The 12360-nt window shown below is 71.5% G+C and carries 8 protein-coding genes, 1 tRNA gene, 1 other RNA gene and 4 pseudogenes; 9 read left to right on the plus strand and 5 right to left on the minus strand.

Going from position 1 to position 12360, the window contains the following annotated elements; translation table 11 throughout:
- Positions 1 to 60 precede the first annotated feature (60 nt).
- Together ACZ43N_RS34555 and ACZ43N_RS34560 are read left to right on the plus strand one after the other, a co-directional pair.
- Positions 61 to 141 (plus strand): annotated as a pseudogene (locus ACZ43N_RS34555) (pyridoxamine 5'-phosphate oxidase); the annotation flags it as partial.
- 46 nt (positions 142 to 187) lie between these two features.
- Complete coding sequence (locus tag ACZ43N_RS34560; RefSeq protein ID WP_468103062.1) at positions 188 to 343, plus strand: hypothetical protein; 156 nt, start codon at positions 188 to 190, stop codon at positions 341 to 343.
- Positions 344 to 826: 483 nt separating this feature from the next.
- On the opposite strand, the gene ACZ43N_RS34565 is transcribed toward ACZ43N_RS34560, so the two are convergent.
- Together ACZ43N_RS34565 and ACZ43N_RS34570 are read right to left on the minus strand one after the other, a co-directional pair.
- The gene (locus ACZ43N_RS34565; RefSeq protein WP_468103004.1) at positions 827 to 2089 is read right to left on the minus strand and encodes an MFS transporter; all 1263 of its coding nucleotides are present in this window, start codon (positions 2087 to 2089) and stop codon (positions 827 to 829) included.
- Positions 2090 to 2353: 264 nt separating this feature from the next.
- Entirely contained in the window at positions 2354 to 3031 is a 678-nt protein-coding gene (locus ACZ43N_RS34570) for an ArsR/SmtB family transcription factor (protein WP_468103005.1), read from the minus strand.
- A gap of 88 nt (positions 3032 to 3119) precedes the next feature.
- Between ACZ43N_RS34570 and ACZ43N_RS34575 the strand changes: the two genes are divergently transcribed.
- The 4 genes and pseudogenes from ACZ43N_RS34575 to ACZ43N_RS34590 form a co-directional block, all read left to right on the plus strand.
- Positions 3120 to 4022: an MBL fold metallo-hydrolase gene (locus ACZ43N_RS34575; RefSeq protein WP_468103006.1), complete on the plus strand. Its 903-nt coding sequence runs from the start codon at positions 3120 to 3122 to the stop codon at positions 4020 to 4022.
- A 123-nt stretch (positions 4023 to 4145) separates the two neighbouring features.
- Positions 4146 to 4478 (plus strand): rhodanese-like domain-containing protein, encoded by a 333-nt coding sequence (locus ACZ43N_RS34580; RefSeq protein ID WP_468103007.1) that lies wholly within the window; start codon positions 4146 to 4148, stop codon positions 4476 to 4478.
- The gene (locus ACZ43N_RS34585; protein ID WP_468103008.1) at positions 4475 to 5749 is read left to right on the plus strand and encodes an MFS transporter; all 1275 of its coding nucleotides are present in this window, start codon (positions 4475 to 4477) and stop codon (positions 5747 to 5749) included. Before ACZ43N_RS34580 ends, ACZ43N_RS34585 begins: the two co-directional genes overlap by 4 nt.
- Before the next feature lie 84 nt (positions 5750 to 5833).
- A pseudogene (locus ACZ43N_RS34590) lies at positions 5834 to 6001 on the plus strand (DNA-binding protein); the annotation flags it as partial.
- A 139-nt stretch (positions 6002 to 6140) separates the two neighbouring features.
- On the opposite strand, the pseudogene ACZ43N_RS34595 reads toward ACZ43N_RS34590, so the two are convergent.
- Positions 6141 to 6494 (minus strand): annotated as a pseudogene (locus tag ACZ43N_RS34595) (ATP-binding protein); the annotation flags it as partial.
- Positions 6495 to 8930: a helicase-associated domain-containing protein gene (locus tag ACZ43N_RS34600; RefSeq protein ID WP_468103009.1), complete on the minus strand. Its 2436-nt coding sequence runs from the start codon at positions 8928 to 8930 to the stop codon at positions 6495 to 6497.
- Positions 8931 to 9816: 886 nt separating this feature from the next.
- On the opposite strand from ACZ43N_RS34600, the gene ACZ43N_RS34605 reads away from it, so the two are divergent.
- Complete coding sequence (locus tag ACZ43N_RS34605) at positions 9817 to 11031, plus strand: PP2C family protein-serine/threonine phosphatase (protein ID WP_468103010.1); 1215 nt, start codon at positions 9817 to 9819, stop codon at positions 11029 to 11031.
- Positions 11032 to 11097: 66 nt separating this feature from the next.
- Positions 11098 to 11856 (plus strand): annotated as a pseudogene (locus ACZ43N_RS34610) (tyrosine-type recombinase/integrase); the annotation flags it as partial.
- A gap of 79 nt (positions 11857 to 11935) precedes the next feature.
- Here the strand turns inward: ACZ43N_RS34610 and ACZ43N_RS34615 are convergent.
- A tRNA-Ser gene (locus ACZ43N_RS34615) sits at positions 11936 to 12023 on the minus strand.
- Positions 12024 to 12142: 119 nt separating this feature from the next.
- Between ACZ43N_RS34615 and ffs the strand changes: the two genes are divergently transcribed.
- Positions 12143 to 12239: signal recognition particle sRNA small type (ffs, locus tag ACZ43N_RS34620), an RNA gene on the plus strand.
- The last annotated feature ends 121 nt before the right edge of the window (positions 12240 to 12360 follow it).

Raw genomic sequence — 12360 nt, forward strand, 5'->3', positions numbered from 1 at the left:
AACGTCTGGCTGTGCACCGTACGGCCGGACGGTTCCCCTCATGTGACGCCGGTCTGGTTCGTGTTCCTGCCGGGCGGCTGGTGGATCGGCGCGGACGGGGGCCCGGTCAAGGTCCGCAACATCGAGCAGTACCCGCGCGTGTCACTGGCGCTGGACGACGGCCGGTGGCCCATGGTGGCCGAGGGCGATGCCGTGGTGCACCGGGGGCCCGTTCCCGCTGGACGTCACGGCCGCCTTCACCGCGAAGTACGCCTGGGACGTCACCGCCCCGTACGGCCCCGGCAGCACTCGTGTGCTCCTCGAAGTTCCCGTCCGCCGGCTGCTGACCGGCACGACCCGGTAGGCGGCGCCCCGGTCACCAAGGGCCCTCTCCCGCCCTTCCGGCCTCAGGACCTCTCCGCCGTGTCCCGCTCCTCCGCTCCCAGGGCCGCGTGTGCTCCGGTCAGCGGTGAGGACGCCGGCGGCGAACCGCCGTCCGCGGCGGCCGGCGACCCGGCCGACGGCGTCCGCAGCCGCCCCGTCGCCCACAGGGCGACCGGCTCGGTCCAACGGGCGGTGAGCGGCCCGCGATGACCGGATGAGGACGTACGCGGTGGCCAGCGGCCCGAGGGAGGGTTCGATACCGGCACTCGGGACCGGAACAGCCCGCGCCGGCACGGGGTCCGGGACATGCGGCACGGGGCGCGCGGGCCGGTCGATGAGCGCCCCCCGGTGCTTTCGTGGCGCGGCCGGGCCGTGGGGCCGATCCCACGGCCCCGCTGACGCGGAGCGGGCCACTGTCGTCGACGGTGCCGCCCGGCGCGGTGAGCACCGGGACCGCCGGGGGTCAGCGGCGGTAGGCGGTGGCGGCGACGGCGGGCAGGACGGCGAGAGCGAGGACACCGCCGGTCAGGGCGAGGACGGGGTAGCCCGCGGCAGCGACGACCATGCCCGAGCTGATGCCGCCGGTGGCGCCGGCGATGGCGATGGAGACGTCGACCATGCCCTGGGTCTTGGCGCGGGTGGCGAGCGGCACGGCGTCGGTGATGATCGCCGTGCCCGACACCAGGCCGAGGTTCCAGCCGAGGCCCAGCAGGGCCAGGGCCGGCGCGAGTAGCGCCACGGAGCCGCCGGGCGCGGTGGCGGCGAGCACCCCGGAGGCGAGCAGGGTGAGGCCGGAGGCGGCGGCGATCTGCAGACGGCCGAAGCGGTCGACGAGCCAGCCCGTCAGCGGCGAGGGCAGGTACATGGCACCGATGTGGATGGCGATGACGAGGCCGGAGGCGGCGGTGCCGTGGCCGTGGTCGTGCAGGTGCACCGGGGTCATCGTCATGACCGCGACCATGACGAGCTGGGTGAGGATCATGACCAGCGCGCCCAGGACCACGCCCTCGCGGCTCCCGCGTACGGAGGTGGCGGGGGCGGTCCCGTCGGCGGCGGTGTTCTTCGGCCCGGCGGCGGCCAGGGCGCGGGCCGTGAGCAGCGGGTCGGGGCGCAGCCAGACGGCCAGGACGAGCGCGGCGAGGGCGTAGGCGGCGCCGGACAGCAGGAAGGGTCCGGCCAGTGCGGGGATGCCGAGGTTCTCGGCGAGGGTGCCGGTGGGGGCGGCGAGGTTCGGTCCGGCGACTCCGCCGAGGGTGGTGGCGACCAGGACGGTGGAGACGGCCCGGGCCCGGTGGTCGCGGGGTGCGAGGTCGGCTCCGGCGTAGCGGGCCTGGAGGTTGGTGGCGGTTCCGGCACCGTAGACGAACAGGGCGATGAACAGCAGGACGGGGTTGTCCAGGACGGCGGCGGTGATGACGCCGAGGCTGCCGATGGCTCCGGTGAGGTAGCCGGCGGCAAGTCCGGGTCGGCGGCCGCAGTGGTGGGAGATACGGCCCACGGCGACGGCCGCCAGAGCGGAACCCGCGGTGAAGAGGGCACTCGGCAACCCGGCCAGGCTGGTGGTGCCGAGCATGTCCTGGGCGAGCAGGGCCCCCACGGTGACACCGGCGGCGAGACCGGCGCCGGAGAGGACCTGGGAGGCGACCAGGACACGCAGGACACGGCGCTGTGCCGGGACGGCGTCGGATATGGAGCCGGTCGCGCCGGTCGGTGCGGTCCTGGTCATGTCGCTTTCGGATGCCTTCGTCGTAGGCCGCTCACCGTTCCCGTTGACGGGACCGGCGGGGGGAGAGGGGCGGGTGGTCAGGTGGCGTGGCATGCCTGGGTGACGTCGAGACGAGGCCGTCTGGTGTTTACCGGCCCCGACGGGAACGCAGGCGTCGTCGCGGTCGGGGCGGGGTGGGCCGGGGCCTCTGGCCGGCGGGGCGGCTGCCGCCCCGCCGGCCGGCTCCGCCGACCAGTCTCCGGTGTACGCGCACGCCGCTGTCGGTCATGCCAGATCCACGGCGTCGACGGGCAGTTCGGCCAGGCGCCATTCCAGCATCCCGTCGTTCAGACGGATCGCCCGCCGTCCGAGGCCCGTCAGCAGCCGCACCGCGTCATGGGCCAGCACGCAGTACTCGCCCCGGCAGTACACGACGATCTCCGTCTCCTCGGGCAACTCGTCGATCCGGTCGGCCAGTTCCTCGACGGGGATCGACACCGCGCCCGGGATGTGCCCGGCCCGGTACTCCTCCACCGGCCGCACGTCCAGCACGACCACCTCCCCGGCCGCCACCCGGGCGCGCAACTCCTCGTGGGTGACCTCCGCGGCGTCGTCCTCGCCGAGGTAGGCGTCCCGGGCCGCGGGTACGGCCGCCTGGTGGGCCTCGGCGACCTTGCGGAGCAGCGCGAACAGCCGGGCCACGTCGTCCCCGGCGAGCCGGTAGTGGATGCGCACGCCCTCACGGCGGGTGGTGACGAACCCGGCCTGCTTGAGCGTCTGCAGATGCGCCGACGCCGTCGTCAGATTCAGCCCCGACGCCTTGGCCAGCGCGTCCACCGTCCGCTCGCCCTGCGCCAGCAGGTCGAGCAGCTCCAGCCGCTTTCCGCTGGCCAGCGCCTTTCCGCTGGCCGCGAACGCGTCGTACAGACGCGCCTTCGGGCCGGCCCCGCTGTTTCCCGCCATGCAATCCTCCATAAATCCATGGAATATTGTAGGTGAAGGTGAGGGATGTGACCACACGCCCTCTCGCATCCGAGTCCGGGAGGACCCGATGGGCTTCACCGACGACCATCTGATTCCGCTGGTCGACGCCGGGCTGGGCAACAGTGCCTACCTCGTCGACCTCGGCGACGGCCGGGCTCTGGCCGTGGACGCGAGCCGCGATCTGCGGGCCCTGCGGGCCGCGGCCGAGCAGCGCGGGCTGCGCGTCGCCTTCGCCGCCGACACCCATCTGCACGCCGACTTCCTCACCGGCGCACTCCAGCTCGCCGCCGACGACGGCGCCACCGTCCTGGCCTCCGCCGCCGGGCACCGCGCCTTCCCCCACACCCCGCTCGCCGACGGCGACGACACCGACCTGGGCGGGCTGACCCTGCGGGCCCTGGCCACGCCCGGCCACACCGACGAGCACCTGTCCTTCCTCCTCCTGGACGGCGCACGGGAGGTGGGCGTGTTCACCGGGGGTTCGCTGATCGTCGGCTCCGCCGCACGCACCGACCTCCTCGGCGCGGAGCGCGCCGAAGAACTGGCCCGCGCCCAGTACGGCTCGCTGCGGCGGCTGGCCGCACTGCCGGACGCGACCGCGGTGTGGCCCACGCACGGCGCCGGCTCCTTCTGCTCCGCCCCGCCGGGCGACGAGCGCACCACGACCATCGGCGCCCAGAAACGGGTCAACGCCCTGCTCACCGCGCCGGACGAGGACACCTTCGTACGACAGCTGCTGGGCAGCCTCGGCTCCTACCCCGCGTACTTCGACCGCCTGGCCGAGATCAACCGGCGCGGCCCCGACGTCCTCGTCGCCGCGCCCGCGATCCCCGCGGTGTCCGCCGCCGCCGTACGCGAACTCATGGCCCGAGGAGCGCAGATCGTCGACGTACGACCCATGACCGACTTCGCCGCCGGTCACATCCCCGGCGCCGTCTCGATCCCCCTGCGCGACCAGTTCGCCACCTAGCTCGGCTGGCTGCTGCCCGACGACACCCCGCTCGTCTTCGTCACCGCACCAGGCCAGGACCTCGCCGAACTCACCTGGCAGGCCCTGAAGATCGGCTACGAGCGACTCGCCGGCCACCTGACCATGCCCGTCTGGACCGCCGACGGCGGCGACCGGGCGACCGTCGACCTGCTCACCGCGGACCGGATGGGCGACCGCCCCGTGCTCGACGTCCGCCGGCGGTCCGAGCGCGAAGCCGGTCACATCCCCGACACGATCGGCATCGAACTCGGCGAACTGGCCGACCGCGTCCACGAAGCGCCCTCGGGAACGGTCGTGCACTGCGCCCACGGCGAGCGCGCGATGACCGCCGCCAGCCTCCTCCAGCGCGCGGGACACGAGGATCTGGCCGTCCTCGAAGGCGGCCCCGCCGACTGGGCGGAGGCCACCGGCCGCAAGCTGGAGGAAGGCGGGTGACCACCACTGCCACCCCCGGTGGCATCCGGCTCGGACTGCGCGCCAACCTGGCCCAGTTCGGCCTGCTCGTCCTCGTCAACGCCTTGGTCGGCGGCATGCTCGGCCAGGAACGCACCGTCCTGCCCCTGCTCGCGGACGACGTCTTCCACCTCTCCGCCCACACCGCCGCCCTCACGTACATCCTGGCGTTCGGCGCCACCAAGGCGATCACCAACTTCTTCGCCGGCACCTGGTCCGACCGCTACGGCCGCAAGCCGGTACTCGTCGCCGGCTGGCTGATCGCCCTGCCGATACCCGCGATGCTCGCCTGGGGCCCGTCCTGGGGCTGGATCATCGCCGCGAACGTCCTGCTCGGCGTCAACCAGGGCCTGACCTGGTCCACCACCGTCATCATGAAGATCGACCTGGTCGGCCCGGAACGCCGCGGCCTGGCCATGGGCTTCAACGAGGCCGCCGGGTACGTCGCTGTCGCCGCCACAGCCATGGCCACCGGCGCCATCGCGGAACACGCCGGACTGCGCCCCGAGCCGTTCCTGCTCGGTGCCGCCTACGCCGTCCTGGCCCTGGGGCTGTCCGCCTTCGCGGTCCGCGAGACCCGCGACCACGCCCGCTCCGAGGCCGCGCTCCACCCCGTACGGATGGCCACGGAGATGACCACGGCACAGATCGTCCGCCGCACCGGTTTCACCGACAAGGCCCTGTCCGCCGCCAGTCAGGCCGGCCTGGTCAACAACCTCAACGACGCCCTCGCCTGGGGCGTCTTCCCCCTGCTCTTCGCCGCCCACGGTCTGTCCCTCGCCCGGATCGGGGTCCTCGCCGCCCTCTATCCCGCCGTGTGGGGAGCGGGCCAGATGCTCACCGGCTGGTGGTCCGACCACATCGGCCGCAAACACCTCATCACCGCGGGCATGCTGCTGCAGGCCGCCGCCATCGCCCTTGTGGCCGCCGGAACCACCTTCTCGGTCTGGGCCTGCGCCCAGGTCCTGCTCGGCATCGGCACCGCGCTGGTCTACCCGACCCTGCTCGCCGTCATCGGCGATGTCGCCCACCCCGGCTGGCGCGCACGCGCCGTCGGCGTCTACCGCCTGTGGCGCGACGGCGGTTTCGCCGTCGGCGCCCTCCTCTCCGGAATCCTCGCCGACGCCTACGGCCTCACCACCGCCGTCTGGACCGTCGCCGCCCTCACGGCCGCCTCCGGCCTGATCGTCGCCGCCCGCATGACCGAAACCCACCCGCGCCCGCGTGGCCCCGCTCCGGCGGCCCTCGAGTGAGGGAGGAAGTGCTGGTCACAGATCCGGTGGGGAACGCCGACCCCTCCACTCGAGCCCGTACCCGGCTCTCGTACGACGACTCGTGCCACTCCACTGCTCAAGGGCGCCGGTCTGCACGGACACGAGTACGCGATCGACGCCACCGTCGCGGAAGCGGCCCTGCGTCAGCCTGGCCCGGTCGCCATCCTCACGTCGGATGTCGATGACATGACCCGACTGTGCGGCAGCAAGGTCCGGATGATCGGGCTATGACCGCGGCATCGTCCCGGGACCATGGACAGACCCGCGTGGATCTGCTGAGACCAGAGTCGCACCGGGGCATCGTGTGGGTCCTGGCTGCGGGTAACCGTCGTGACGTACATGTTCGTCCGTGGGTTCGTGGGTGATCATTCGTGCTGTGGGCGATGCCGCCCGCGTCGCGCGCGATGTTGGTGAAGGTCCGCTCCCCGCTTCCGACGGCCCCCAGGACTTCCCTGCTCATCGCCTGCGGCCGAAACTCCGCGGCAAGTGACCGCTCGGCGGAGACCAGCAGGGCCGAGATCGGGTTGTCCGGCGAGTCGCGGAGAAACTCCCAGACATCCGCTCCGGCTCGCCACTCGGCACAGATCAGGGGGAGACCCCCCGTGATCAGAGCGGCGTCGAACGCGGCTGCCGGAAACAGACCGAGCATCTCGCCGATGTCAGCGGGGTTCAGCGGTCCCACGATCATTTCCCGGCCGCGCTGGTGGAAAGGGCGGTCGTATGCTCACTCGGGCATGAGGCTCATGACGCTTTGGATCCGGGAGAGGGTGAAAACGCGCTCGTCGTCGCGCAGGTGGCACCAGGCTTCGAGGTAGGGCGGGTCGAGCATGAGGCGGCTGAGGGTGCGCACCGTCCTGTTCCCCGAGGTGGCGACGTACTCGACGGTGATGGGATCACCGGTGTCGATGGCATGGGCGAGCTGACGGACGTCGCTGTACGGCAGGTGCTTCGCCCATCCTGCGACGATCTCCTCGGTGTCCGTGGCGAAGGCCGCTCCTCCGTCGAACGGCGCGGGTTCGGGAGGCGCCGGCGGTGCCTTCAGCAGCTGGGCCGCCAGGATGCCCGGATCTACCGCGGCGGCTGCCTTCGCCACGCTTGTGGCAGCGATCCGGCCACTGCCCCCTGCGCCCGTGCGGCGCGGAGCCGGCACAGGAGCGGCGGCCCGCTGAGGCCGGGTCTTCTCGATCCGTACCGTGCCCTCGGCAGTCTCGGCGACGGGGGCGTATCCCTCGGCCCGGAGCGCGGCGACAGTGGTGTCGAGCGGGCTGCGGCTGACCAGCACTGTCGGCGCCAGCTGCCGTAGCCCAAGCTTGGCGAGCTTGCGGTGGGCAGCGAGTTCCGCCAGGAGCGCGGGCTCGTCGCCGTGGAGGACGCAGGCAGCGGGGGCGACACGTACGCGTCCGTGGCCCCGTGCGGTGTCGGTGATCAGGTACGACAGCGGCTGCGGCAGGGGCCCGGCGGCGACAGCGGCCAGGTCGGCGGCGATGGCGTCGGGGACACGGCCGGCGTCCAGTGCCCGGCGGATGCTGCCGGCGCTGAACCGCCACACCGATGCCGTGCCGCTGGTCTCCCGGTCTGCGACGGAGTCCAGGAGTGAGGCCAGCCGCGCGGACGGTGTGCCGGTGACAACGGCGGTGAGGTCGGCGCCGATCCGTGCCGTCGCGGTGGCCGAGGGCAGCAGCCGTCGGCACTCGATTCCCAGCCCCTCCGTGTCGCCGGCCTGCAGGTGGATGCCGACGGCGGACAGGGCACCGCGAGCGAGTACGCCGAGGATTTCGGCCTCGCGGATCACGAGGGCGAACGGTGTTCCGTCCGGGAGCGATGAGTGGGCGAGCGGGCGGTGCCAGGCGATCAGGGGCCCCAGATCCGACGTGACCGTCGTGCCCTGCCCTGCCGGAAGCTGCGCGGCTGCGGCCAACAACCCGTGGCGAGCCTGCAGGCAGGCATGGCAGGGCGGTGCTCCCGCGAGAGCGGGAAGCGCCTTGTTGTCCCCGTCACGCGCCTGTGCCGGGGTGAGCGGCAGGTTCCGCCATGCCTGAAGCAGTACGGCGAACTGCTCCGGGGGTTCCAGTTGCGCCCAGGCGTCATACGCCTCGGTGGGCGCCACGCGATCGCCGTCCTGCGCCAGGAGCCCGGCAGCGTACGCGGTCTCCAGAGCAAGGCGCACGACGGCGTCATCCGCCTGGGCGGCCTTGCCGATCCGGGCCAGTTCACGCGCACCGATCCCGCCGGACTTCAGCCGAGCCGGCGCGGTCGCCGAGCAGGCCGACAGGACCGAGGCGGCATGGGACGCGAACGCCGTGGCTGCAGCTGATGCCTCGTGGTCCACCTCCTTCGGGGTGACGGACGTCGATCGCACGGAAGGCGGGACGGGTTCAAACGGAGCGTGCCAGCCGGGCCCGCGCAGCGCGAGCGCCACCTCGGCCGGCATACGGGCCGGACCGTAGCCGTGACGGTCTCGGATCAGGAGCCCCCGGTCCAGCGCCCACCGGGCGCCCGGTTCCAGGCCGGGACCGGGAGCGCCGACCCCGATGAACTGCGGCTGCCCTGACCCACCCTCCGCGCGGCGTTCGAGCAGCTTCCGGGCTGCCGCAGGGGCTTTCGCGACCACCGAGAGAACCTGTTCCGCGTTGCCGTGGTGTTCCACCAGTGCGGCCAGCCGCTGTGTCTTGGTGCCCGGCGGCTTGACGCCCAAGGCCACCAGCATGCCGCGCAGCTCCTCGGAGGTCGCGCCCGCGAGCAGCTGCTCCAGCGGAGCATCCAGCCCCAGGGGCGCGTCCCATGCCTGCCGCAGCGGTCCGGCCATACGGAGCTTCCCCGCGCCGTCCGGCCAGACCAGAGCGTGATCGGCCAGCACTTCCAGCACGGCGTCCAGTTCGTGGGTGGTTACGTCGTCCGCCACCCCCAGCAGCTCGGCCAGGGCTTCGCGCGCCGCGGGCGCTCCCAGCGCCGCCAGCGCCTCGGCCACCTGGAGATGCGGCAACGCGAGCCGCGGCAGGACCAACGCCACAGATCCCGGGCGCTGAAGACGGTCCGCCAGTTCCCCCAACGACCGTGGCTCCGGAGGTGACATGGCGTCCCTTCGCGCTCCGAGCACGCGTGTCAGACGAGAGCCGTCGAGGCTGCCCAGCCATGTCGCCAGCGTTGATCGGGATTTCACGCGATGTGCACCTCGTTGCGCCAGGGAGTGTCGCAGCGGGCCGGAGTCTCGGCGCCGGGTTCAAGCATGGCGTATCCCCGTGATCAGCGGGTGCCCCACGGGGTCAGGTTGCTCAGCGGGCGTTGGCGGCTTGCGGTTCACGTCAACTGCGAACGTGACCCGGCGCGAGACGCCCGGCCCGATCCCGTGCCCGGCCGGTCGGCTCATCGATGTGCTCGCCCCGGCCAGCGAGCTCCCCGCGCATCTCTGGATTACCTCGCCGAACTCCAGAAGGTCATCGACGCGGGGACATGCGACTGGGTTCGACATCAAGCCCTCCAGATCAAGCCCTCCAGGCCGGAGCGTGCGCCTTCCTGTCGCCGAGATGTCCTGATCGTCTTCTGTGAACGCAACCGGAATTGCGACCATCCACGACGAAGAGCCGAGCCACGTTCGTGGCTCGGCTCTTCGTTTCGCCTGTTCAGGCGGCTGCGGAGGATACGAGATTCGAACTCGTGAGGGGTTGCCCCCAACACGCTTTCCAACTGTGTTGGGGGTCTTGAGCACCTCGGACGGGGCCGTTCACCTGCGTTCATCGGCGGTCGCCCGTGGGATCGGCTAACGCCTTCGGTCCCGTCGGCGAGGCTGTCGTTAGTAGTCGTCACCGGTCGCCGCTGAGCGGCCTCGGACGGCCCAGAGACGGCCCCGCGGAGATCACTCGTCGGCTGCCGGCCCCTCATCAAGCCGGACCTTGGCCTGGAGGTTGTGGGCGGTGCGCCAGAGGACCTCCCCATTAACCAGGGCCTTGGCTTCTTGATCGGGTTGTCGCCGACAGAGGAAGGCCCGGGTCTCCATCAGGAGGATGCCGGTAAGCGTGAATCACACCATGTGTCCATATTCTGAATCCATGATTATCGACTACGCGTCAGTGTTCCAAGCGCTGCCGGGCGCGGTCGCTCTGCTGACGCCCGAGCTGGTCTTCGCCGACGCCAACCTCGCGTGGCTGCGCCAGGCCGGACGCAGCCGCGACCAGGTGGTGGGCCGCTACCTCTTCGACGCCTTCCCCGGCAGCCCGCGGGACCCAGCAGCCTCCGATGCCCGCCACCTGGAGGCATCCCTGCGCGAGGTCCTGGCCAACCGCAAGATCGACATGGACCTGCAGCGCTACGACGTGGAATCCGCGCAGCGCCCCGGCCATTGGGAGGAACGCTACTGGAGCGTGGTCAACGCGCCCGTCTTCGCGCCCGACGGCCAGATCGCCCTGGTGATCCACCGCGTCGAGGAAGTCACTGAACTCCTGCGCGCCAGCAGCCGGCCGGACGGCTCACTCCAGCTCGAGGCCGAGCTCTTCAGCCGGATGCGGCAGCTGCACGAAATCAACGAGCGCCTGCGTCGCGCTCACGCCCGCGAGCGTGAGGTCGCCCTCGCCCTGCAGCGCGCCATGCTCCCCGTTCCGCCCCCGATCGGCCCTCACCGGTTCGCTGTCCGCTACCGGCCCGCGGTCGGCTCCCTCAATGTCTGTGGCGATTGGTACGACCTGGTCCAACTTCAGGACGGCGACAAGATCGCCGTGGCCGTGGGCGATGTCGTCGGCCACGGCCTGGAGGCCGCAGGCATCATGGGCCAGCTCCGCAGCGCCCTGTCCGCCACCTCCCTGGTCGCCACCGGCCCCGCACAGGCCCTCGAGGTCCTCGGCCGGTACGCGCATTGCGTCACCGGCGCCGAGTCGACCACCGCGGTGACCGCCTTCATCGACTTCAGTCGCCACCTCATCACCTACTCCAGCGCCGGCCACCCCCCTCCGGTCCTTCTTCGTACCGACGGCACGGTGGAGTTGTTGGACCAGGCGACCGATCCGCCGCTGGATGCCGTCTTCGAGTCCAGTCCTCGGCCGGAAGCCACCACCGCCTTCACCGACGGCGGCACCCTCCTGCTCTACACCGACGGACTCATCGAACGCCGCCACCAGGACATCGACACCGGACTCAGCCAACTCACCGACGCCCTGATCCGCCACAAGGAACTCATCACCCCCGGAGCACTCGCCGATGCTGTGATGAACGACCTGATCCCCGCCGAAGGCGTCACAGACGACACCGCCCTGGTCGTCGTCAGCCTGTGAGGCGTCTCAGTGATCACACAACTGATCAACGGCGGCCGTGACCTGCGGCCGCCTTGGAAGCTGTTGCACGTCGCCACGAACGCCGCCGAGATCGCCAAGGCTCCCCGCCTCGAAGAGGAGGACATCGAGCCGTACACGATCGAAGAGGTTCAGAGCCTCCTCGTCGAGGCGGCCAAGCTCCGCAACAGCGCGCGTTGGGTCGTCGCCCTGGCCCTCGGCCTCCGGCAGGGTGAGGCGCTGGGGCTGCACTGGGAAGACGTCGACCTCGCCGCCGGGTATGTCCGCATCCGTGAGAACCGGCTGCGCCCGAAGTACGCGCACGGCTGCGGTGCCAATCCGTGTGGCCGGAAGGCGTGCTACTGCCCCAAGCGCGAGCAGACCCGGCGCGAGCACAAGTCCACCAAGTCGCGTGCCGGGCGGCGCACCATCGGCCTGCCCGATCCGCTGATCAAGATTCTCCGCCAGCACCAGGAGGCCCAGGAGCGGGAGCGGATCGCGGCCGGTGGGGACTGGGAGGGCAAGGGCTACGTCTTCGCCTCGCCGGTCGGTGGGCCGCTGAGCCCGAACACCGACTTCCACGTCTGGAAGCGGCTGCTTCGGGACGCGGGCGTACGGGACGGCCGACTCCATGACGCTCGCCACACCGCCGCGACTGTTCTCCTGATCCTCGGTGTCCCTGACGTCGTGATCGACTCGATCATGGGTTGGGAGCCTGGGGGAGCGGCCCGGATGCGCGCCCGGTACATGCATGTGACGGGGACCATGCTCCGCAAGGTCGCGCAGCAAGTCGGCGACGCTCTGTGGGAGCTTCCGAAGACGAACTGAGACGGAAACTGAGACGGACAACGTCGAAGGGCCCCACCGCGAACGGTGGGGCCCTTCGACAACGTGCCCGGTGAGGCACTGGCGGAGGATACGAGATTCGAACTCGTGAGGGGTTGCCCCCAACACGCTTTCCAAGCGTGCGCCCTAGGCCTCTAGGCGAATCCTCCGCCGGAAACATTACATGACGGCGGAGGGTGCTTGCGAACTCGTTCGAGGTGGGTGACGAGGGGGAGGGCGTCGAGGTGGGGAGGCGGGCGGGCGGGGTCGGGGGATCGGGTAGGCTGGGCGTAGCCCCTCACGCGGCGCTATCTGACTGAACTCCCCCAGGGCCGGAAGGCAGCAAGGGTAGGTCGGCTCTGGCGGGTGCGTGGGGGGTCTTTCGTTGCCCCGGCGAGCAGCTCCGGCAGAGGGGGCCCGAGGCGAGACCTGGGGGAGCCCCCGGGAAAGTGCCGGGGAACGTTCCGCTCGCCGTCCGGTCCGGCTTCCGCGGCGTCCGGATTGTCA

Source organism: Streptomyces sp. NPDC030814 (assembly GCF_055572155.1).